The sequence below is a fragment of the Actinophytocola xinjiangensis genome, assembly GCF_001921215.1.
Classification (GTDB): Bacteria; Actinomycetota; Actinomycetes; order Mycobacteriales; family Pseudonocardiaceae; genus Actinophytocola; species Actinophytocola xinjiangensis.
Window position 1 is genome coordinate 167,536 of sequence record NZ_MSIF01000015.1, and the last position, 20,628, is coordinate 188,163.

Sequence of the window (20,628 nt, forward strand, 5' to 3'; positions counted from 1 at the left end):
GCTAAATCATCGCGGACCCGCTAACTTGTCGGTGACAAGATGAGTTGCGGGAGGTACCGATGGAACTGGGTCTCGTACGCCAGCTGTGGCAACTGCTCGAACCGATCCACGCCACGCTCTACTACGCGCCGGAGGTGTTCGAGCGCGCCGCCGGCCTCGGGTATGCGACCGAGCCGAGGTGGCCGAGCTACTTCGCCTGGCGCGCCGCCCCCCTCGGCCCCGCCGGCCCCGAGCTGGTGACCTCGACGTTCTACAGTTTCGCGCCCGACATGGTCCGGGCGAACGTCCCGGCCGCCTGGCGGGTCGCCGCGCCGGAGAAGGTGCTCGACGCCCGCCGGCACGGCGTCGACCAGGCACTGCGCGCCATCCTCGGCGACCGCGTCGACTCCCCGGACCTGGCGGAGGCCGCGACGATCGCCCGCCGGCTCGCCGAGGCCGCCACCACCGCCGGCCGGCCGCTCGCCGCCGCCAACGCCGACCTTCCCTGGCCCGACGAGCCGCACCTGGTGCTGTGGCACGCCGCGACCGTGCTGCGCGAACACCGGGGCGACGGCCACGTCGCCGCGCTGCTGACCTCGGGCCTCGACCCGGTCGAGTCGCTGGTGTCCTTCGCCGCCGTCGGGGCCGCGCCGGTGGCGGTGTTCGCCAGCCGGGGCTGGTCGGCGTCGGCGTGGTCGGCGGCCGAGGAGCGCCTGGCCGAACGGGGCTGGCTGGACCGGGACGGCACGGCGACCGACGCCGGCCGCGCCGGGCGGGACGAGGTCGAACGCCTCACCGACGAGTTGGCCGCCGGCCCGTACCGCGCGGTCGGCGCGCCGGCCGTCGGCCGCCTGGCCCAACTGGCGATGCCGATCACGATGGCGGTGGTCGGGACGGGAATGCTGCCGACGAGCAGCACGCTGGGCCTGCGCCGGCAGTAGCCTCACTGATCGTGCGACATGTGGCGGTGGTGGGCGGCGGCATTCTCGGGCTCGCGGTGGCGCGCGAGCTGACGACCCGGGGCGAGCGGGTGACCGTGTTGGAGAAGGAGAACCGGTGGGCCGCCCACCAGACCGGGCACAACTCGAACGTCGTGCACGCCGGCCTGTACTACGAGCCGGGGTCGTTCAAGGCCAGGATGTCCGTGGCCGGCAACAAGTCCATTGTGGACTACGCGCGGGCGAACGACGTCCCGTTCTCGGTGTGCGGCAAGCTGGTCGTCGCGACCAGCGAGGCGGAGCTGCCTGGCCTGCACGCCTTGGCGGCGCGCGCGGAGGCCAACGGCGTGCCGGCGAAGCTGATCCAGCCGGCGCAGGCCCACGAGTACGAGCCCGAGGTCGCCTGCGTCGCCGCCCTGCGCGTCGAGTCGACCGCGATCATCGACTTCCCGGCGATCTGCGCGGCGCTGGTCCGCGACCTGACGGCCGCCGGCGCGGACCTGCGTCTGGGCACCCCGGTGCGTGCGATCCGCTCCACCGCCGGCGGCGGGGTCGAACTCGCCACCGGCACCGGCACCGGCACTGACGTCGTCCGGGCGGACGCGCTGGTGAACTGCGCGGGCCTGCACAGCGACCGGGTCGCCCGGCTGGCCGGGCTGACGCCCACGGCGCGGATCGTGCCGTTCCGAGGCGAGTACTTCACGCTTCGCCCCGAGGTGTCACACCTGGTCAGGGGCCTGATCTACCCGGTGCCCGACCCGACGTTGCCGTTCCTCGGCGTCCACCTGACGAGGATGCTCGACGGCTCGGTGCACGCCGGCCCGAACGCCGTGCTCGCCCTGCGCCGCGAGGGCTACCGGTGGCGGGACGTGTCCTGGCGCGACCTGACGGAGTCGGCGCGGTTCCCCGGCCTGTGGCGGCTGGCGCGCCGGTATCCACGGACGGCGGTGGACGAGGTGGTCCGCTCGCTGTCGCGCCGCCGGTTCGCGGCGAGCCTGGCGCGGTTGGTGCCCGCTGTCGGCCGGGAGGATCTGGTGCGGGCGCACGCCGGGGTGCGGGCGCAGGCCCTGCTCCCCGACGGCACCCTGGTGCACGATTTCCTGATCGAGACGGCACCGAACCAGGTGCACGTGCTCAACGCCCCGTCGCCGGCGGCGACCAGTGCGCTGGAGATCGCGCGTCACGTGGCCGACCAGGTCAGGTAGTGCGCCCGGTGGCGATCAGCGAGCCCCCGATCAGTACGGCGCCGACGACACCGGCGACCGTCATCCGCTCGCCGTGGAACAGCACCGCGAGCACGGTGGCCGTCAGCGGTTCCAGCATGGTGGACAGTGCGGCGGCCGTGGCGCCCGCCCGCCGCAACCCCAGGAAGTAGGCCCCGTACGCGAGGGCGGTGGGCACGATCCCGAGGTATCCGATGAGCGCCACGGTGTCCACCGTCAGCACCGGCACCATCCCGTATCCGAGCGCGAACGGCGTCAGCAGCAGCCCGCCGAGCAGGAGTCCCACGGACACGGTCGCCCCCTGCGCCGCCACCGGCCGCGCCGCGACCAGCGTCAACGCCGCGAACCCCGCCCCGGCCGCCAACGCCGTCACGACACCGACGACGGTGCGAACGGTGTCCCCGCCGACGTCCGGCGCACCACACAACAGCCCGAGCCCGACGAGTGAGGCGGCCAGCGCGGCGAGTACCTGGCGGCTGGGAAGCCGCCGGTCCCGCACAGCGGTGACTCCCGCGACGAAAACGGGAACACAACCAATGGTGATGAGCGTCGCCAAACTCACCGAAATCCGTTCGACGGAAATCTGGTAAGCCACCTGAAACTCGGCGAGAAGAATTCCCGTGACCACCAACCGGCGCCACACCACGGCACCCCGCAACTGCCGCAACATGCGCCCAACAGCGACGGTGGCAACAAGTCCGCCCACCAGAAGCCGATAGGCGGCGACAGCAACCGCGGACAGTCCACCCGCGGACTGCAGAAGGTCACCGGCAATCCCGCCGGTCCCCCACAGAACTCCAGCACAAATCAACAGCAGCGCGGAAACCCGCGCGGAATCGATGGACAAGATGAACGCTCCCAAGCGTCAGAAGAGGGTGATGTCCTCGTCCGCGGGGCGTTCACCGAGCAATGTCAAGCAGGCGCGACCACCGGTCGCGCCGTCAGCACACCCCGCTCAGCCGCGGGGAGGTGGGGTGATCGGGAAGGTCCGATGCATGCGGGCACGCTACGACGCCACCCGCTGGACCACCAGCCATTTACGAGTCCCCGATCACGGGCCCGTGATGGTGCCCCCCAGCGCCGCCGGCAACCGGACGGAGCCGTCCTCCCACTGATGGTTCTCCAGCAGGGCCGCGATCCAGGCACCCAGCTCCAGCGACCCGGTGACGGTGGCCGCCGTGCGCACCCGACCCCGCCCGTCCCGACAACGGATAGCCAGACGTCGCGCCTGGTAGGTGGTGCAGTTCGATACCGAGCCGACGCGCCGGTGCCGCCGAGGATGGGGCAGCCACACCTCGCAGGCGAAGGTGCGAGCCGAGGCCCGAGCCAGCTCACCCGCGGGCACGTCGGTCACCCGACAGGGAACACCGGTAGCGACAAGCAACTCCTCCTGACAGTCCAGCAGCCGACGCTGCTCACCCTCGACGTCGCCCGGCGCACAGTGGACAACGAACCCCACCGTCGCCCCCGCAAGCCCTCCACCGGCCACGGTTTCCCGCCCGAAGCCCGTCGACCAGGCCAGATACCGCCGGGGGCCGCCGGACAGGTCAAGGATCTCGTCCGCATGCCAAGCCGTCAGCGCTGTCAGCGCCGTCTGCGGCGTCTGCGGCGTCTGCGGCGTCTGCGGCGTCTGCGGCGTCTGCGGCGTCTGCGGCGTCTGCGGCGAGCCCACCAGATGCGCCTGTCCCGACCCCGCCCACACCGGCGAAGCCATGGCCGTGAACCCCCGGTCGGCGGCCCGTGCCGCCACAAGGTTCACCAGAGCCAACTCCAACCGCGCCCCGCCCCCGATCAGACAGGGAACCCGGGCGCCGGCGACCTTCACACCACGCTCAACGTCGATGATCCCCAGCCGCCCACCGATCTCCAGGTGCCCCGCGGCACCGCCCGGTCGATCACGCCCCCGCCGCACCGAACCGGCGGCCCCCACTCGCCCCCCGCCCTCGACACGACCACCGACCTCCCCCTGACCAGCCCACCCGACAGGGTCCCCGAACCCCGCTTGACCAGCCCGCCCGACACGGCCCACGAACGCCGCTTGACCAGCGAACTCACCCTCCCCCACCACCTGCCCGCCAACGGTCTCAGCCCGACCTACCTGTCCACCAACAGACCCCGCCCCAGGAACACGGACTCCACCGACCGACAGCACCTCACCCACCGGCGCAGCCCCATCCTCACCAACAGACACAGCTCCCCCAGCCCCCGCAGCCCGATCCACCGACCCGACCCCACCCACCAACCCAACCTCACCAACAGACACAGCTCCGCCACCCCCCGCAGTCTCACCCACCGACGCGACCGCACTGCCCGACGTAGTCCCACCCACCCGCGCGGATATACCGGCCGCCGCAACCCCACTTGCCCACGCAGCATCACCAGTGGCCCCAGCATCACCCGCCAGCCCACCATCGTCAGCCGACTCAGGCCCACCCACCGGCCCAGCCCCACCGACCCGCCCGACACCACCGCCACCTGACCGAGCTTCACCAACAGGCCCCGCGCCACCAGCCGGTTCAGCCCCGACACCACTCATAGGCGCTGTTGCCAACCCACCCACACCCACCGGCCCAACCGCACATGCCGGCGCACCGCCGCCGACCGATTCGGCGCCACCAGCCGATTCTGGTTCGCCAGCCCGCGCCGCCCCACCAACCGGATCCGCCCCACCCACACCAGCCGAACCATGCTCATCCGCCGCCGCAACCTCACCACCCACCGCCGAGCCATCAACCTGCCCAGCTCCACCGACTGACCCGGTCTCACCAACCCGCGTGGCCCCACTGTCCAGCTCAGCCTGGCCGATCAGCCCGACCACACTCACCTGCCCAGCGCCGCCGACCGACCTGACCCCGCCGACCCGCGTGGCTCCCCTTGCCAACCCAGCCCCACTCACCTGCCCGGCCCCATCGACCTGCCCGGCTCCACCGACCTGCCCGGCCCCACTGTCCAGCCCAGTCTCACCGACCGACCCAGCCCCACTCGCCAGCCCGACCCCACTCACCTGCCCGGCCCCATCGACCTGCCCGGCCCCACCAACCAGCCCGGTTACGCCGACCAGCCCGGTTACGCCGACCAACGCCGCCTCACCAACCGACCACACCTCACCATCCAGCGCCTCTGCCCCAGCCGCTCCCGCCGGCGGCGCCGCCCGGCCGGCCGGCGCGACCTCTCCGGGTGGCGCGGCCCGCCCGCCCCGCCCGGTAGTTGGGGTGGTCACCTTCAGCACGACGTAGTCGTCGCTGCCACCTGGGGGTGTGTTCGGGTGGATGAGGTTGGGGAGGTGGGCGTGGAGGTCGGAGGCAGCGGTCTCGGCCTGGGACTGGGCGGCTGCGGCTGCCCGGACAGCGGCTGCCAGCTCCTTGCCTCTGGTGAGCAGACGGTCACGCTGGTCGCCTCGGGACCGGGCTATCTGTCTGCCGAGCTGTTTCTGTTCGGTTCGGAGGGTGTTCGTTCTGGTGACCGCGGTGCGGCGGCGCTGGTCGGCGGCGAGGAGGGCGTCGACCAGGGCGGGGTCCTCGCCTCGGGTGCGTTGGGAGGTCCTGAAGAGCTCCGGATCCTCACGCAGCGTCCTCAGGTCGATCATCGCGGGAGCGTATCCAGAGGCCGGTTTGGGCGGACAATGCGATTCGGCGCCTGCGCACACCACCGACGCTGGCATTATGGACGCCGTCATGGGCAGCAAGACTGGACGAGGCAGATCGATGGGCTCTCGGGGGAGCACCATGCGTACCCGCTTGGTCATGGCCGGGGCGTTCATCGGTGCGCTGGCCGTGCTCAGCGGCAGCATGCTGTTCTCGTGGCCCGTGTCGGTCGAGGGCAAGGCGGATACCGTCGCGCAGGAGGCGGCCGAGGCGTTCGACTCGCCGAGTGGCGCCTGCCTGGACTGGCCGCACGACAAGCCGCAGAACATGCGGCGGGTGTCGTGCGAGAAGCCACACACCTTCGAGGTGACCAGCAACGTCGAGATCGGCGGCGAGTACGGCCCCAACTCCAAGCCGCCGGCCGAGACCGACTGGCAGCAGATCGTCACCGAGAGGTGCACCGCCGAGGCCACCAAGTACCTGGGTGGCACTCTCGACCCGTTCGGCAAGTACACCGCCGGCGCGCTGAAGCCCAACTCCGAGCAGTGGGGCAACGGCGACCGGCGCCTGCGCTGCGGCATCCAACGTGTCACGCCCTCCGGGGAGCGCCTCCTTCCCACGACCGGAGCCGCCGCCGAGCAGGACCAGTCGAACGTGCATGAACCGGGGACCTGTTTCGCCCTGGTCGAGGGCCAGGTGGGTGACCCCGTCGCGTGTGAGAACGCGCACGCCTACGAGGTGGTCGGCGTGGTGGACCTGAGCACCACGTTCGACCCCAAGGCGTTTCCGAGCGAGGCCGCTCAGCGGGAGAAGCTCGTCGATCTCTGCCCTCCGGTGGCCAACAAGTACACGGGCAACGCGAACCTGCAGGCCAACAAGCTGTCGCTCTATTCGGACACGCTGAAGAAGGAGAGCTGGCTCGCCGGTTCGCACCTGGTGAACTGCAAGGTGGGCGCGCGTGAGAAGGACGGCCAGCTGAGGCCGGTCCGCGGCAGCGTGCAGGCGGCGCCGCTGCCGTCCTCCCCCGCGCCGTCGCAGTCCGCCCCACCGTCGAGCCCCGGCCGGTGACGCCGTGCCCGTGGAGATGGGCCGGCGGCGGTTCGAGGAACTCGTCGGCGACGCGCTGGACCTGATCCCCGGTGATTTCGCCGCCGCGATGGACAACGTCGTGGTGCTGGTGGAGGACCGGGACCCGGAGCAGCCCGACCTCCTCGGGCTCTACCACGGGGTCGCGCTCACCGAACGGACCTCGGACTACGGCGGCGTGCTGCCGGACCGGATCACCATCTACCGCGAGGCGATCCTGGACATCTGCGACAACGAGGACGACGTGGTGGAGGAGGTCGCCATCACGGTCGTCCACGAGATCGCCCATCACTTCGGGATCGACGACGCGAGGCTGCACGAGCTGGGCTGGGGCTGATCGGTTCATACTGCAACCTTGACACTGTCATCGAACACTGTCAAGATGGCAGCATGAACGACGAGCTGTGGACCCTCGAGCAGCTCCCGGAGCGTGTCGCCGAACTGCTGGCCGACGACTACGACGGCCAGACCAACGGTCGCGTCCGGGATCTGCCCAACGGTCGAACCATCCGTTGGTACACCACCATCGGGTTGGTCGACCGGCCGGTGGGTACGCGCGGTCGCAGCGCCGTGTACGGCCCGCGTCACCTGCTGCAACTCGCCGCCGTGAAGCGTCTGCAGTCGGCTGGCCAGACACTGGCGCAGATCCAGGAGCAGATCGTCGGCGCCACCAATGGCCAGCTCGCCGACCTGGCCAAGGTACCGCGCATCGACGTGGTCTGGCCCACCCGGCCCATCCGTGCCGACGCGTTCTGGCGCACCGCACATTCGAGTGACACCAGCAAGGCTGACAGTGTCGCTGACAGTAAGGCACCGGACTTAGTCACGCCCCTTCACGCCATCCGTCTTGGTGACAGTGTCACCGTCACGTTGGACTCCGCCCCCCGGGCGCCCGACGCCGACGAGCTCGCCGCGATCGCGACCGCCGCCGCGCCGCTGCTCGATCTGCTGGGCAGCCTCGGCCTCGCGCCCCCACCCCGAAAGGACTCCCCATGAACCCCCGTGTCGACCTGATGGACCTGGTCGAGACACCCGAGCGGCCCTCCGACGACGACGGCCTCGGCTGCCTCCGCACCGCCGAGGGCAACCTGCCGCTCGACTCGATCGACGTCCGGGCGGCGCTCACCGGTCTGGCCTCGAACATCGAGCTCACCCAGGGTTTCCACAACCCGCACGACACCCCGCTCGAGGCGACCTACGTCTTCCCGCTGCCGCCCCGGGCGGCGGTCACCGCGCTGCGCATGGAGGCCGACGGCCGGACCGTCGACGGTGTCCTCAAGGAGCGGGAGCAGGCCAGGGCCGACTACGACCAGGCCGTCACCGAGGGCAAACGCGCCTCGATCGCCGAGGAGGAGCGGCCCGGGGTGTTCACCATGCGGGTCGGCAACATCCTGCCCGGTGAGCGGGTCAGCGTGCGGGTGACGCTGGCCGGCGCGCTGTCCTACGAGGACAACGCGGCCACCTTCCGGTTCCCGCTGGTGGTCGCGCCGCGCTTCATCCCCGGCCAGCCACGCGGCGGCGACCAGGTCGGCGACGGCGTCGCCCCGGACACCGACGTGGTGCCCGACGCGTCCCGGATCAGCCCACCGGTGCTGTTGCCCGGGTTCCCCAACCCGGTCCGGCTGTCGGTGGCGGTCGACGTCGACCCCGCCGGCCTGCCGCTGACCGGCGTCTCGACCAGCCTGCACGCCACCGCGACCACCGAGGACAGCCCCACCGGCCTGCGGGTGCGTCTCGACCCCGGCGAACGAGCCGACCGGGACTTCCTGCTCAGGCTCACCTTCGCCGACGAGTCCGCGATCCGGACCTCACTCGCCGTCCGGCCCGACCAACCCGACGACAACACCGACGGTGACAGCGACACGGGCAACAGCCCTGACAGCGACAGTGACGCCGGCGGGGTCGCTGGCAGTGCCGCCGACACCGGTGGCACGTTCGCGCTGACGATCCTGCCCCCGGCGAGGCCGGCGCCCCCACGACCGAGAGACGTCGTGCTCGTCCTGGACCGCTCGGGGTCGATGGGCGGCTGGAAGATGGTCGCCGCCCGCCGGGCGGCGGCACGCATCGTCGACACGCTCGGGAGCGCCGACCGGTTCGCCGTGCTGGCGTTCGACCACGTCGTCAGCACTCCCCCGACCCTGCCCAGCGGGCTGGTGGAGGCCAGCGACCGCAACAGGTACCGCGCGGTGGAGTTCCTGTCCGGCGTGGACGCCAAGGGCGGGACCCAGATGCTGGAACCCCTGTCCACGGCCGCCGCCCTGCTGGGCCCGGACACCGAACGGGACCGGGTCCTGGTGCTGGTCACCGACGGGCAGGTGGGCAACGAGGACCAGCTACTGCGAGAGCTGACCCCGGGGCTGACCGGGGTCAGGGTCCACACGGTCGGCATCGACACCGCGGTCAACGAGGCCTTCCTGCAACGGTTGGCCGGGTCGAGCGGACGCTGCGAACTGGTCGAGTCCGAGGACCGGCTGGACGCCGCCATGACCCACATCCACCGACGGATCGCGTCCGCCGTGGTGACCGATCTCCGCCTGGCGCCCCAGGGCCTGGCGATCGACGACGACTCGCTCGCCCCGACGGTCCTGCCCGACCTGTTCGACGGCGCCCCGGCGGTGATCACCGGTCGCTACACCGGCTCGCCGGCCGGTGGCCTCACGGTCTCCGGCGGTGATGGCTGGAGCACGACGGTCACCGCGAGCCCGAGCGACAACCCGGCGCTGGCCGCGCTGTGGGCGCGGGCCCGGATCCGCGACCTGGAGGACCGCTACGTCGTGGGCGTCGGCAGCGTCGAGCGGCCCGAGCTGGAGAAAAGGATCGTCGCCACGTCGCTGAGGTTCGGGGTGCTGTCGCGGTTCACCGCGTTCGTGGCCATCGACGAACGTGTGGTCAACGAATCCGGCAGGGTCCACCGCGTGACCCAGCCGGTCGACCTGCCCAGTGGTTGGGAGACCGAGGCCATCTCGGCCTTCGCCGCCGCTCCGGCACCCGCGGCCCAGGCCATGGGCTATGCCTCCGCCCGCCGGATGGGCGCTGCCCCGGCCGGCCGTGCCGAGTCCGGTGGGGCGCTGGCGTTCGGCTCCGGGTTCGCCGGACTCGGCGGGGGTTTCGCCCCGGAGAAGGCGCCCGGACACCTTGACCGGCCCGGCAGCGCTCGTCGAACGCCGAAGCTCCCGTCGCCCATCCCGCAACCCCCGGGTGTCCGGCCGCCGAGCGGCCCGAGCCCGCTCGCGCCCGAGCCGTCCGTGCCGGAGCCGGAGAAGCCGGTGGCCGACGTACCGGCGGTTCTGCCCACCCTGGCGGTCTTCGCGAACAGGGAACGGAACCTGCTCATCGACGAGGCCAGCAAGGACGTCTGGACCAGGTTCGCGCAGTTGAACGCCCTGGCCGGGCGTATCAAGCCCCTGCTGGAGCACTGGCTCAAGACCGGTGAACGACCGACGGCGGTCCATTCGATGACCGTGCTCGCCAACGACCTCGCGAAACCGACCGACAACCCCAACATGGCCGATTCGCTGTGGTTCATGGCCGTGGTGACCCTGGAAACGGTGTCCAAGCCGAAGCCACCGCCGCGCAGCACCTTCTGGAAAGACTGACCAGGTATGGGCACCACCTCGGTCACCCACGTGACGACGCGCCGACCGGCCTCTCCGGCCGGTCGGCGCGTCACCCCCTCACCCCTTGACGCACACCACCTGCTTCAACTTCGCGACGATCTCCACCAGATCGGTCTGGTTTCCGATCACCTCGTCGATATCCTTGTACGCTCCCGGAATCTCGTCCACGACGCCCGCGTCCTTGCGGCACTCCACGCCGGCCGTCTGCTCCGCCAGGTCCGCCTCGGTGAACTGCTTACGGGCCTTGGTCCGCGACATTCGCCGACCGGCACCGTGCGAGGCGGACTCGAACGAGTCCGGGTTACCGAGCCCGCGCACGATGTACGAACCCGTTCCCATCGAACCCGGAATGATTCCCAGGTCACCCAATCCGGCGCGAATGGCGCCCTTACGGGTCACCAGCACCTCCTCGCCGAAATGGGTTTCCTCGGCGACGTAGTTGTGGTGGGCCGAGATCGGCTCGTCGAACACGACCTTGTGGAACTGCCGGCGCAACACGTCGCACACCAGGCGCAGCATCACCGCACGGTTGCGGCGCGCGTAGTCCTGCGCCCAGTACAGGTCGTGCCGGTAGGCGGCCATCTGCGGCGTACCGGCCAGGAACACCGCCAGGTCGGGGTCGGGCAGCGACTGGTTGTGCGCCAGCCCCCGCGCGACCTCGATGTGGTGCTGGGCGAGCACGTTCCCGATGCCCCGCGAACCCGAGTGCAGCATCACCCAGACCTGCCCCTGGGTGTCGAGGCAGATCTCGATGAAGTGGTTGCCGCCGCCCAGGGTCCCCATCTGGTGCAGCGCACGGCCGGCGTCCGCCCGCACCGTCGGCGTCAGGCCCTCGAAGCGACGCCAGAACGCGTCCCAGTCGACGGCGTCGCGGTCGGTGAACGCCGTGGCCTTGTGCTGACCACGGCCCACCGGAACGTCACGCTCCACAGTGGAGCGCAGTCGGCTCAGGTCGGCCGGAAGGTCCTCGGCACGCAGCGACGTCCGAACCGCGGTCATGCCGCAGCCGATGTCCACGCCGACGGCCGCGGGCGACACGGCATCGCGCATCGCGATCACCGAACCGACCGTGGCGCCCTTTCCGTAATGCACGTCAGGCATCACGGCCACGTGCTTGAACGCCCACGGCAGGGCCGAAATATTGTGCAGTTGCCGCATCGCCTCGGGCTCGACCGATTCGGGTCGAGTCCAGAGCCGAATGTCGACGTTCTGCCCGGTAACCGTGGTGGATGGCATGGTTCCACCATAGAACGGGGCTCAAATCATATAACCGCGTTTCCAGATCTTCTTCGTCGGACCGCCGATCAGACCGACTTCGGTAAGGAACTCGACCACCTTCTCCGACATCCACCGGCGGCTCTCCTGGTGGTACGGATTGGCCAGGGCCGCGCGCCGGCCCTCGCGGGGGTCGATGCCGACCGCCGCGTAGACCCTCGGGTGGATCATGCAGTCGACGACGGCGTACGCCGTCAGGGCGGTGACCAGCCGGTAGAACTCGCGTCGCACGCGGCCGACACCTTCCAGCCCGCGCACAACCTCCTCGCGGGCGAACCGGACGTGGCGAGCCTCCTCGATGACGTGGATGCGGTTGACCATCCGGATCATCGGCTGGATCTTCGGGTCGTCCATCATCGAGCGCTGGACCCGATCGGTCGTCTCCTCGGCCACCAGGACCGAGGCGAACATCGGCGGGCCGGCGGCGATCCCGCCGAACACCCGGCCCAGCGCCTTGACCACGCGGTTCGGGCCGTAGGCCGGTGCGCCCGTCTTGGCGACCGCCTTGGCGAACATGATCGAGTGGCGGGTCTCGTCACCCAGCTCGGTCAGGGCGTACTGAGCGTGGGCGGTGGTCGGGTCGAGCTCGTAGATGTACCTCGCCAGCAGCTGCATGAGCACGATCTCGAACCACAGGCCCACGCTCGCCATGCTCGCGATCTCGTGCTTCGACAGCTCCACCCGCTGCTCGGGCGTGAGGCGATCCCACAACTCCGTGCCGTACAACGACACCCGCTCAAACGGCATGTACGCCTTGCCGTCCTCCAGCGGCGCCGCCCAGTCGATGTCGATGTCGGGCGAATAGGAGTTTCGGGCGGACGAGTCGAGCAGGCGCTCCGCGGTGACCTCTCGGTCCTTCGGTTGCCGTACGCGGGCCATCGTGGATCACCATCCCCTGAGCTAAGTGTTACCTCGCGTAACAGTTACCTCCGGTCAGGTTCCCGGTTCGGGTCGTCGGTGTCAAGGTCTGGCCGGGCCAGGTCACCGACGAGTTGCACGATCTCCCTGGTCACCGGGCGCAGCAGGCGCAGCCGGGACAGGCCGATCACCCGGTCGATCAGCGGCACCGTCCGGTCGACCAACAGCCTGGTGCGGCGGCACCCGGGCGAACGGTCATGCACCCAGAACAGCACCACGCCCATCTCGTACAGCCACAACAGCTCGGGCAACTCGGGCCGCAGCTCGGTGTCGACCTTCACCGTCGAGCCGTCGAGCACGCGCCGGTGCAGCGCGATCTGGGCCTCCCGCGCGGGACTCGACTCGGTCGAGAACGGGCTCAGCGGGCTTTCCGGGTCGGCCGCGTTGACGAAGAACTGCTTGCCGAACTCGTGGTACGGCTCGGCCACGTCGATCCACCCGTGCATCACCGCCCGCAGCCGGGCACCGAACGCCCGCTCGGTGCGCAGGACCTCCTCGCACGCCTGCTCGTGCAACTCGGTGATCCGGTCGTAGAACCCCTGGACCAACTGCTCCTTCGAGCTGAAGTAGTAGTACGCGTTGCCGACCGAGACGCCGGCCTCCTTCGCGATGGCCCGCATGGTGGTCTTCGCGTACCCGTACTCCTGGAACAGCCGCAACGCCGTCTCGACGATCAGCGTCCTGGTCGCCTCGCTCTTCGGAGTTCTCGCGGCGTCCCTGACCGGGACGTCTTGGGATTCCACCACGATTTCACGGTATGCCATCACCGCCGCTCACGGACCGGATTCGGTCCGACCTGGGGGTGGTCAACCTCGCCTCACGCGGTGTTCACTCTGACACCATGATCCGCCCCCGTCTGCTCCTGCTCCCCGCGCTCGCCCTGGCCGCCGGGGTCCTCACCGCCCCTGCCGCCGCAGCCGACCAGCGACCGGTCGACGTCCGGTTCGCCACGTTCAACGCCTCACTCAACCGGGGTGCCGCCGGCCAGCTCGTCACCGATCTGTCCACACCGGACAACGCGCAGGCCCGCGAGGTGGCCGAGGTCATCCAACGCAACCGGCCCGACGTGCTGCTCATCAACGAGTTCGACTACGTCCCGGACAACGCCGCCGCCGACCTGTTCCGCGAAAACTACTTACAACACGGACAGAACGGCGCCCGGCCCATCGACTACCCCTACGCGTTCACCGCACCGGCCAACACCGGGGTGCCGACCGGGTTCGACCTCAACCGGGACGGCCGGCTCGGTACCGGGGACGACGCGCACGGCTTCGGCCTGTTCGAGGGGCAGTACGGGATGCTCGTGCTGTCCAAGTACCCGATCGACGAGCGCGCCGCCCGCACCTTCCAGACCTTCCGCTGGGCCGACATGCCGGGCGCGATGCTCCCCGACGACCCGGCGACCCCCGCGCCGCGCGACTGGTACTCCCCCGAGATCCTGGACGTGCTGCGGCTGTCGTCGAAGTCGCACTGGGACGTGCCGATCCGGATCGGCCGGTCGGACGTGCACTTCCTGGTCTCGCACCCCACCCCGCCGACCTTTGACGGGCCCGAGGACCGCAACGGCACCCGCAACCACGACGAGATCCGCTTCTGGGCCGACTACCTCACCCCCGGTCGCGGCGGCTACATCTACGACGACGCCGGTCGACGTGGCGGGCTGACTCCCGGGGCACGGTTCGTCGTCGCCGGGGACAACAACTCCGACCCGAACGACGGCGACAGCGTGCCCGGCGCGATCCAGCAGCTGCTGTACGCGCCGAGGGTGATCGACACCTGGCCGGGCAGCGTCGGCGGCCACCGCGCGGCCGACGAACAGGGCGGCGCGAACGCCGGCCACGGCACGCCCGCGTACTTCGACACCGCCGACTTCAACGACGAGGCGCCGGGCAACCTCCGCGTCGACTACGTGCTTCCCTCACGCGGCCTCGTCCCGACCGGCGGCGGGGTCTTCTGGCCGGTCACCGGATCGCCACTCGCCCGCCTCAACGACGCCTCCGACCATCACCTGGTTCGGGTAGATGTGCGCGTTTCCGGACGCTGACAGTAACCGGTAAGCCACCTCCCGTCCGGCAGGATTACTCGATCAGGCAACACTTCGGCTTATCGGGGTAGCAACTTCGCGCAACGTGTATTTGCGCCCGCCGAAGGCGCTCTCTTGGTGTGACCCACCACTCGCGGGGCACCAGGAGGCACCGATGTTGGGCACTGTCGAGCCGGAAACAACACTGGCCAGCTACGAGCTCGAGCTGGCGCCGAGCTGGACCCGACCGGTCACCCGCGGAAACGTCGATGCGGTGGCGGCGGCGGCCTCTGCCGGGGACGCCGCTGCCACCGACGAACTGCTCGCGTACCTGCGCCCGATCATGGTTCGGTACTGCCGGGGCAAGCTGGGGCGGATCCGCCCGATGAACACGCCCGACGACGTGGCGCAGGAAGTGTGCCTGGCGGTGTTCCGGGCGTTGCCGACCTACCAGCACCTGGGTCGGCCGTTCCTGTCGTTCGTGTTCGGGGTGGCCGCCCACAAGGTGGCCGATGTCCACCGGGCGGCGGCCCGGGACCGCTCGCTGCCCACCGCCGAGACCCCCGACCTCCCCGACGTGGAGGAAAGCCCCGAAGAAATCGCGCTGCGACGAGAACTCGTGGAACAAACCGGAGGATTGTTGCGAACGTTGCTCCCCCGGCAGCGGGAAATTCTGATAATGCGAGTGGTCATGGGAATGACGGCCCAGGAGACCGCCGCCGCGGTGGGAACCACGGCGGACGCCGTCCGCGTCGCCCAACACCGCGCACTGAGCCGACTCCGCCGGGTTGTCGTTCGCTGATCTCCGGGCTGGGTACGCGCCCAAGGTTCCGTTCGCGACGGAAGTTATCCACAGGAAGCGGTTGACCAGCCAAAACCTCACCCCACGCAACTAGACTGGAAATCGGGGGGCCCCCGAGCGCAGGGGAGATTCGAGCGAGCGCATGAGAGCCTGAGCGGGGCGTGAGGGCCGGGGGTGGTGTGCCGCCGCCTGGTGCCCGCCGGCGGCTCTCGGAGGTCTGGGCTCGAGCGTGGATTTGCTGGCATCTGTCCCGCGACCCGTCTTTTGGCCGACTATGGCCGGCTTCTGGCGGCGCCGGGCGAGTCAGGCGGATCAGGGCGCGGGCGGGGTCAGGCGGGATCGTGCACGGGTCACGTGGATCGACGCCAGAGTCGACTGGACCGGGCGCCAGGTCAGGCGGGGTCGAGCGCCGGGCCAGACGGATCGGCGCCAGACCAGGCAGGTCGAGCACCAGGTCAGACGGATCAGCGCCAGACCAGACAGGCCGGGCACCAAACCAGCGGGTCAAGCACCAAATCACGCGGATCGAGCGCCAGACCAGGCAGATCGAGCGCCACGTCAAACGGATCGAGCACCAAGACAGACGAGCCAGGCGGGTTAAGCACCAAGTCACGCGGGTCGGGCACCAGACCAAGCGGGTCAGCACCAGCCAGACCGATCGAGTACCAAACCAGACGGGGCCGCCAGGCGGAGTCGCGCGCCGGGTAAGACGGGTCGGCACCAGACCAGCCGGAGTCGCGCGCCCAGATCAGACAGGCCGGGCACCAAACCAAGCGGATCAAGCACCAAGTCACGCGGGTCGGACGCCGGACCAAGCCCATCAACCACCACGACACGCCGGCCAGACACCAGACCAAGCCCATCAACCACCACGACACGCCGGCCAGACACCAGACCAAGCCCATCAACCACCACGACACGCGGGCGGGCCCACATCATGCGGACCGGGTGCGGGTCAGGTGGACCGGGCGCGGGTCAGGTGGGCGGGGCGCGGGGCGCGGGGGCGGGGCGCGGGGCGGGGTCAGGCGGGGGTGGTGAGGGTGTTGTGGGTCACGCGGTGTGGGGTGCGGGGGGAGGTGATGGCCGCCTCGTGGTGGGGGCGGTCTTCTGCTGGTGTCTGGTCGGGCTGGGTTGACGGGGTGCGGCGGTGACGGCGTTCGAACAGCCAGGCGTCGATCTCGACGATCACGGGGCCCAGGGCCATGACGACCAGGACACCGAAGGCCAGTACTCCGCCGGTCCACATCAAAATTGCCTGCAGCATGTGTCTTGCCCTCCTCGTTGGTGTGTTGGTCATCAGCTTTCCCCGGGAGTGGGGTGCCCCGGATCGGTCGATGAGGTGGAGGGGCATTGGCCGATCGGCCGACCCTGGGGCGCCGGTTGGCCGAGGTGACCGCTCAGGCGGTCCAATACCGTGCCCTCATGACACCCATCCCGGTGCCGCATCGGTGGCTGGCCATGGTCCTGGGCATCGCGTTCCTGCTCGACGGGTTGTTGACCTACGACGCCGTCAGCGGCGGGGAGTTGCAGGATCTGGTGTCGCTCGCCGGGGCCGGCGCGTTGGCTCTGTGTGCCTACTTCGGGCTGCGTCACCCGGTCGCGGGGGTGGCGCTCGGGGTCATCACCCTCGGTGTCTCGTCGCTCATCGTTCGGTCCACCGGGGCCGTTGTCGTGTCCATCGGGTTGGACAACATCTCGTTGACCGAGATGGTCGCGGGGACGGCACTGACAGTCATCGTGGTGTGGCGGGCGGCTACGGTGCCGGCGGCGTTCTGCGTCGCGGCGCTGGTGGTCACCTGTCTGGCCGCCATTCTGATCCGGGATCTGCCGAGCTGGCCCTACAACACCCGCTCGGGAGTCAGGGTCACCGGCAACGACGCGATGACCACCGGCATGTTGGGGTTGTTCCTGCTGGTCGGCGCGGTGGGGACGGGGCTTTATCTGCGGCGGTCGGGGCATCAGCGGACGGAAACCGAACTTGGTGCGTTGATCCGCAAGCAGTGGCCGTTGGCCGCCGCGCTCGCGGTGATCGGACTGGTGGAGATCGCGCAGGGTAGTCCCGTGGGGATCGGCAGTGGCGCGATCGCCGGGGTCTGTGCGTTCTTCGCGCCCAAGTACCCGCTGCGCAACGCCGCCATCGCGGCCGCCGCGATCAGTGTGATCGCGCTGCTGGCCCGGCTCGCTGACGCGGGGCCGACCTTCTCACTCACCACGATCGCCGCGTCCATGGCGCTGGTGGCCTATCTGGTTCGGTTCCTGCCCTGGCGGGAGGCGTTCTGGGGGACCGCCGCGCTCGTGGTCGCCAACGGGATCGGGTTGCAGCCACTGCTGGGCAACCTCGTCGCGGCGCTGGACATGGTGTTGCTGCTGCTCTTCCTGCTCGCGGTGGCGGTGGCGACCGGGTGGTACTTCCGGGCCCGCGACCGGGAACGCAACCAGACCGTCCGGGCCGCCGTGGTCTCCGCGCAGCAGGGTGAGCGGCTGGCGCTGGCCAGGGAGCTGCACGACGTCGTCGCCCACCACGTCACCGGGATCGTCGTGCAGGCGCAGGCCGCGTTGCTGGTCGCGGAGAACAATCCGGGGGTCGCGGTCACCTCGCTGGAGAAGATCGAGCGGTCCGGGGCCGAGGCGCTCACCGCGATGCGCACGCTGGTCGGCGGGCTGCGTGACGGCACCGCCGGCTTCGCGGTCGTCGGGGAGGCCACGACCGACCTGCGGGCCGACCTCGTCTCCCTGGTCGAGCACGCCGTTGGGCCGCCGGTCAGCCTGGATCTCGACCTGCCGGGGCAGCTGCCGCACGAGGTCGGGCGGTCGGTGTTGCGGCTGGCGCAGGAGTCGCTGACCAACGTCGGCAAGCACGCGCCGGACGCCACCGAGGTGCGGCTGCGGGTGGCGAACCTCGGCGACCAACTGCACATCCGGATCACCGACGACGGCTCGGCCCGGCCGGTCAACCCGGCCGGTGGGTCGGGCGGCTACGGTCTGGTCGGAATGCGGGAGCGGGTCGAACTGCTCGGCGGCCGGTTCGAGGCCGGGCCCACCGGCTACGCCGGCTGGGCGGTCGAGGCGTGGCTGCCGCTGGGCACGTACCGGGGGAACGAATGATCAGGGTGTTGATCGCCGACGACCAGGAGATGGTCCGCGCCGGGTTCCGGATGATCCTGGAAACCCAGGAGGACATCCAGGTCGTGGCCGACGTGCCGGACGGGATCTCCGCGGTCGCCAAGGCCCGGGCGTTGCGGCCGGACGTGTGCCTGCTGGACATCCGGATGCCCGGCATGGACGGGCTGGAGGTGACCCGCGCGCTCGCCGGGCCGGGGGTGAGCGACCCGCTGAAGGTCGTCGTGGTCACCACGTTCGACCTCGACGAGTACGTCAACGCCGCGTTGTCCAACGGCGCCAACGGTTTCCTGCTCAAGGACGCCGGGCCGGCGTTGCTGCTGGAGGCGGTGCGGGCCGCCGACCGGGGCGACGCGCTGGTGTCGCCGCAGATCACCGTGCGGCTGCTCAAGCACTTCGCCGGGCGCAGTTCGCCGCCGGCCGCGACCGAGAACCCGGCCGAGCCGTTGACCGACCGCGAGACCGACGTGGTGCGGGCGGCGGCGCGGGGGCTGACCAACACCGAGATCGGCACCGAGCTGTACCTGTCGCTCTCGACGGTCAAGACGCACCTCGCCGCGGTGCAGGCGAAGATCGGTGCCCGCAACCGCGTCGAGGTCGCCGCCTGGGCCTGGCGGACCGGGCTGATGACTACTGAACCGTCCTGACCAGCAGCTGGTGACCGGGCAGGTCGCCGGCGCAGCCGGTGCCCGGTGCGGCCAGGAACATCGAGTCGTACTCGTGCGGCGGGTACACCCGCAGCCCGCGCACCTCCGTCGGCCGGCACACGGCCGGGTCGTAGTTGGCGATCTGCGCGAAACCCACCGGCGCGAACGCGGTCTGGCCGGGCCGCAGCGTGATCGCCGGGCCCTTGGTGCCGTCGCGGTAGGCGGGCTCGCCGACCTGGTGGCCGTCCTCGCCGGCGACGAAGGACACGCCGGGGAAGCCCTGGATGACGCAGGTGCGTTGGCCGCTGTTGGTGAAACGCAGCTCGCGGTAGCGGGTGCCGGCGGCCGCGTCGCCGCCGCCGAGGCTCAGGGTCAGGTCGGCGACCTTGCACTCGTTGGGGTCGCCGGCCGGCTTGTCCTTGGCCGGCGGCGGCGGCGCGGGCTGCTCCGGTGACGGGTTGGACGACGGGGTGGGCGACGGTTCGGTGGTGGCGGCCGACGACGAGGTCGTCGTCGGTCCGCCCACCCCGTTGACCGTCGGTATCCGCGGGTCGCCCTCGCCGGTGTTGGCGTTGTCGCACCCGGCGGCCAGCAGCGCCAACGCGATGCCGCCGATGATCACCATCCTGTTTCGTAACATGGCCTTCGCCTCCAGATCTGGCCCCGACACCAGTGGAAACCACTGCTCTGAGGACGGCTGACACCCCTCGGTGGTTGCTCGCCAACCGCGCCTACCCGCGAATGGGCAACAACAAACACGTCACCGGATGGTCGCGTCGCGCCCGCCGCGCACCCGGTGGGCGGCCAGCGCCCGCAGGATCCGGTCGCGCTTGCGGCGGGTGTCCGGCACCCAGCCGACCACCGGGACGAACACCCGGTTGTCGGCCAGCCGGCAGCGCGTCCACACCGTCACCACGGTGCGGTCCGGCCGGCCGGGGTGGTCGGAGAACGCGATGTGCACGATGTTCCCGGCGCGGATGTGCCGGGTGTAGAGGCCGTTGCCGGTGAACTCCACCTGCCAGAGGATGCCGCGCGCCGCCTGCGCGGCCAGGGCCAGCGCCCGCTGGTGCCCGCAGGCCAGTTCCAGGACGAAGTCGCGGTCGAGTTCACGAACCCGCACCCGGTTGACCAACACCGTCGCCACGACACCCACGACGACCAGACAGCCCGACAAGATCATGATCGCGCCCATGACGCCCGCACCTCCTTGCCCTCCACGTGCCCACGTGTCCAGGGGACGAGAGGGCGGGGAGAGGCCACTGCGGGTGGACCCGGCAGCGCCGACGGGTCATCAGGTCATCCAGGGCACCTCGAACCGTGATCTCGTCCGTGTCACCAGCCGTCTGATGACGGCGGAGCCCCTATTACCGCCCGAGACGCCCGGTTTCGTCAATACTTCCGGCGGATCTGTTCAAC

General features: G+C 70.5%; 19 protein-coding genes and 1 pseudogene. 10 read left to right on the plus strand and 10 right to left on the minus strand.

Translation table 11 applies throughout. The features are described 5' to 3' along the window. The first annotated feature begins 59 nt into the window (after positions 1–59). Together BLA60_RS27240 and lhgO are read left to right on the plus strand one after the other, a co-directional pair. A complete protein-coding gene (locus tag BLA60_RS27240) occupies positions 60–920 on the plus strand; it encodes an SCO6745 family protein (RefSeq protein ID WP_075135848.1) in 861 nt (286 codons plus the stop codon). Between the two features lie 11 nt (positions 921–931). Continuing rightward, on the plus strand, positions 932–2,122 hold the full coding sequence (gene lhgO, locus BLA60_RS27245) for an L-2-hydroxyglutarate oxidase (RefSeq protein ID WP_075135849.1): 1,191 nt from the start codon (positions 932–934) through the stop codon (positions 2,120–2,122). Here lhgO and BLA60_RS27250 read toward each other — a convergent pair. The 3 genes and pseudogenes from BLA60_RS27250 to BLA60_RS46585 form a co-directional block, all read right to left on the minus strand. Next, complete coding sequence (locus tag BLA60_RS27250; RefSeq protein ID WP_075135892.1) at positions 2,115–2,987, minus strand: DMT family transporter; 873 nt, start codon at positions 2,985–2,987, stop codon at positions 2,115–2,117. The two genes, lhgO and BLA60_RS27250, sit on opposite strands and share 8 nt — an antisense overlap. A 204-nt stretch (positions 2,988–3,191) precedes the next feature. Beyond that, the gene (locus BLA60_RS45735) at positions 3,192–4,070 is read right to left on the minus strand and encodes a serine--tRNA ligase (protein ID WP_170108413.1); all 879 of its coding nucleotides are present in this window, start codon (positions 4,068–4,070) and stop codon (positions 3,192–3,194) included. A 1,353-nt stretch (positions 4,071–5,423) separates the two neighbouring features. Then, a pseudogene (locus tag BLA60_RS46585) lies at positions 5,424–5,930 on the minus strand (hypothetical protein); the annotation flags it as partial. Here BLA60_RS46585 and BLA60_RS27260 point away from each other — a divergent pair. Genes BLA60_RS27260 through BLA60_RS27275 form a run of 4 tightly spaced genes read left to right on the plus strand, consistent with a single transcriptional unit; the run spans position 5,884 to position 10,406 of the window. Then, entirely contained in the window at positions 5,884–6,792 is a 909-nt protein-coding gene (locus BLA60_RS27260) for a septum formation family protein (protein WP_162293016.1), read from the plus strand. The pseudogene BLA60_RS46585 and the gene BLA60_RS27260 sit on opposite strands and share 47 nt — an antisense overlap. A gap of 4 nt (positions 6,793–6,796) precedes the next feature. Further along, positions 6,797–7,147, plus strand: coding sequence for a metallopeptidase family protein (locus tag BLA60_RS27265; RefSeq protein WP_075135852.1), 351 nt, complete (start codon positions 6,797–6,799; stop codon positions 7,145–7,147). 53 nt (positions 7,148–7,200) lie between these two features. Continuing rightward, on the plus strand, positions 7,201–7,806 hold the full coding sequence (locus BLA60_RS27270) for a helix-turn-helix domain-containing protein (RefSeq protein ID WP_075135853.1): 606 nt from the start codon (positions 7,201–7,203) through the stop codon (positions 7,804–7,806). Further along, the gene (locus tag BLA60_RS27275; RefSeq protein WP_075135854.1) at positions 7,803–10,406 is read left to right on the plus strand and encodes a VIT domain-containing protein; all 2,604 of its coding nucleotides are present in this window, start codon (positions 7,803–7,805) and stop codon (positions 10,404–10,406) included. Before BLA60_RS27270 ends, BLA60_RS27275 begins: the two co-directional genes overlap by 4 nt. Positions 10,407–10,484: 78 nt before the next feature. Here BLA60_RS27275 and BLA60_RS27280 read toward each other — a convergent pair whose 3' ends face one another. Genes BLA60_RS27280 through BLA60_RS27290 form a run of 3 tightly spaced genes read right to left on the minus strand, consistent with a single transcriptional unit; the run spans position 10,485 to position 13,366 of the window. After that, positions 10,485–11,663 carry an RtcB family protein gene (locus tag BLA60_RS27280; protein WP_075135855.1) on the minus strand — a complete coding sequence of 393 codons (1,179 nt, stop codon included), beginning with the start codon at positions 11,661–11,663 and terminating at the stop codon, positions 10,485–10,487. A 21-nt stretch (positions 11,664–11,684) separates the two neighbouring features. Then, on the minus strand, positions 11,685–12,581 hold the full coding sequence (locus tag BLA60_RS27285) for an AurF N-oxygenase family protein (protein WP_075135856.1): 897 nt from the start codon (positions 12,579–12,581) through the stop codon (positions 11,685–11,687). Positions 12,582–12,625: 44 nt separating this feature from the next. Beyond that, positions 12,626–13,366: a TetR/AcrR family transcriptional regulator gene (locus BLA60_RS27290; protein ID WP_245812169.1), complete on the minus strand. Its 741-nt coding sequence runs from the start codon at positions 13,364–13,366 to the stop codon at positions 12,626–12,628. Between the two features lie 95 nt (positions 13,367–13,461). Here BLA60_RS27290 and BLA60_RS27295 point away from each other — a divergent pair, with 95 nt between their 5' ends. Further along, on the plus strand, positions 13,462–14,664 hold the full coding sequence (locus tag BLA60_RS27295) for an endonuclease/exonuclease/phosphatase family protein (protein ID WP_154814637.1): 1,203 nt from the start codon (positions 13,462–13,464) through the stop codon (positions 14,662–14,664). Between the two features lie 85 nt (positions 14,665–14,749). Beyond that, the gene (gene shbA, locus BLA60_RS27300; protein WP_281257482.1) at positions 14,750–15,445 is read left to right on the plus strand and encodes an RNA polymerase sigma factor ShbA; all 696 of its coding nucleotides are present in this window, start codon (positions 14,750–14,752) and stop codon (positions 15,443–15,445) included. Positions 15,446–15,909: 464 nt separating this feature from the next. On the opposite strand, the gene BLA60_RS27305 is transcribed toward shbA, so the two are convergent. Beyond that, entirely contained in the window at positions 15,910–16,350 is a 441-nt protein-coding gene (locus BLA60_RS27305; protein WP_154814638.1) for a hypothetical protein, read from the minus strand. A 116-nt stretch (positions 16,351–16,466) separates the two neighbouring features. Then, positions 16,467–16,709, minus strand: a complete 243-nt coding sequence (locus BLA60_RS27310) for a hypothetical protein (RefSeq protein WP_154814639.1) — start codon at positions 16,707–16,709, stop codon at positions 16,467–16,469. Positions 16,710–16,867: 158 nt separating this feature from the next. Between BLA60_RS27310 and BLA60_RS27315 the strand changes: the two genes are divergently transcribed. Continuing rightward, complete coding sequence (locus BLA60_RS27315) at positions 16,868–18,550, plus strand: sensor histidine kinase (RefSeq protein WP_075135859.1); 1,683 nt, start codon at positions 16,868–16,870, stop codon at positions 18,548–18,550. After that, a complete protein-coding gene (locus BLA60_RS27320) occupies positions 18,547–19,212 on the plus strand; it encodes a response regulator (RefSeq protein WP_075135860.1) in 666 nt (221 codons plus the stop codon). Before BLA60_RS27315 ends, BLA60_RS27320 begins: the two co-directional genes overlap by 4 nt. On the opposite strand, the gene BLA60_RS27325 is transcribed toward BLA60_RS27320, so the two are convergent. Beyond that, the gene (locus tag BLA60_RS27325; RefSeq protein WP_075135861.1) at positions 19,196–19,852 is read right to left on the minus strand and encodes a DUF4232 domain-containing protein; all 657 of its coding nucleotides are present in this window, start codon (positions 19,850–19,852) and stop codon (positions 19,196–19,198) included. The genes BLA60_RS27320 and BLA60_RS27325 overlap by 17 nt on opposite strands. Before the next feature lie 120 nt (positions 19,853–19,972). Further along, positions 19,973–20,404 carry a hypothetical protein gene (locus BLA60_RS27330; RefSeq protein ID WP_075135862.1) on the minus strand — a complete coding sequence of 144 codons (432 nt, stop codon included), beginning with the start codon at positions 20,402–20,404 and terminating at the stop codon, positions 19,973–19,975. Positions 20,405–20,628 lie beyond the last annotated feature (224 nt).

Excerpts from the sequence above, each read along its gene's own strand:
- BLA60_RS27280 (WP_075135855.1), bottom strand. The coding sequence starts at position 11,663 with ATGCCATCCACCACGGTTACCGGGCAGAACGTCGACATTCGGCTCTGG.
- BLA60_RS27295 (WP_154814637.1), top strand. The coding sequence starts at position 13,462 with ATGATCCGCCCCCGTCTGCTCCTGCTCCCCGCGCTCGCCCTGGCCGCC.
- BLA60_RS27260 (WP_162293016.1), top strand. The coding sequence starts at position 5,884 with ATGGCCGGGGCGTTCATCGGTGCGCTGGCCGTGCTCAGCGGCAGCATG.
- BLA60_RS27330 (WP_075135862.1), bottom strand. The coding sequence starts at position 20,404 with ATGGGCGCGATCATGATCTTGTCGGGCTGTCTGGTCGTCGTGGGTGTC.
- BLA60_RS27315 (WP_075135859.1), top strand. The coding sequence starts at position 16,868 with ATGACACCCATCCCGGTGCCGCATCGGTGGCTGGCCATGGTCCTGGGC.
- BLA60_RS27325 (WP_075135861.1), bottom strand. The coding sequence starts at position 19,852 with ATGTTACGAAACAGGATGGTGATCATCGGCGGCATCGCGTTGGCGCTG.
- BLA60_RS27270 (WP_075135853.1), top strand. The coding sequence starts at position 7,201 with ATGAACGACGAGCTGTGGACCCTCGAGCAGCTCCCGGAGCGTGTCGCC.
- BLA60_RS27240 (WP_075135848.1), top strand. The coding sequence starts at position 60 with ATGGAACTGGGTCTCGTACGCCAGCTGTGGCAACTGCTCGAACCGATC.
- BLA60_RS27285 (WP_075135856.1), bottom strand. The coding sequence starts at position 12,581 with ATGGCCCGCGTACGGCAACCGAAGGACCGAGAGGTCACCGCGGAGCGC.
- BLA60_RS27310 (WP_154814639.1), bottom strand. The coding sequence starts at position 16,709 with ATGCTGCAGGCAATTTTGATGTGGACCGGCGGAGTACTGGCCTTCGGT.
- BLA60_RS27320 (WP_075135860.1), top strand. The coding sequence starts at position 18,547 with ATGATCAGGGTGTTGATCGCCGACGACCAGGAGATGGTCCGCGCCGGG.
- BLA60_RS27275 (WP_075135854.1), top strand. The coding sequence starts at position 7,803 with ATGAACCCCCGTGTCGACCTGATGGACCTGGTCGAGACACCCGAGCGG.
- BLA60_RS27305 (WP_154814638.1), bottom strand. The coding sequence starts at position 16,350 with ATGGGCTTGGTCTGGTGTCTGGCCGGCGTGTCGTGGTGGTTGATGGGC.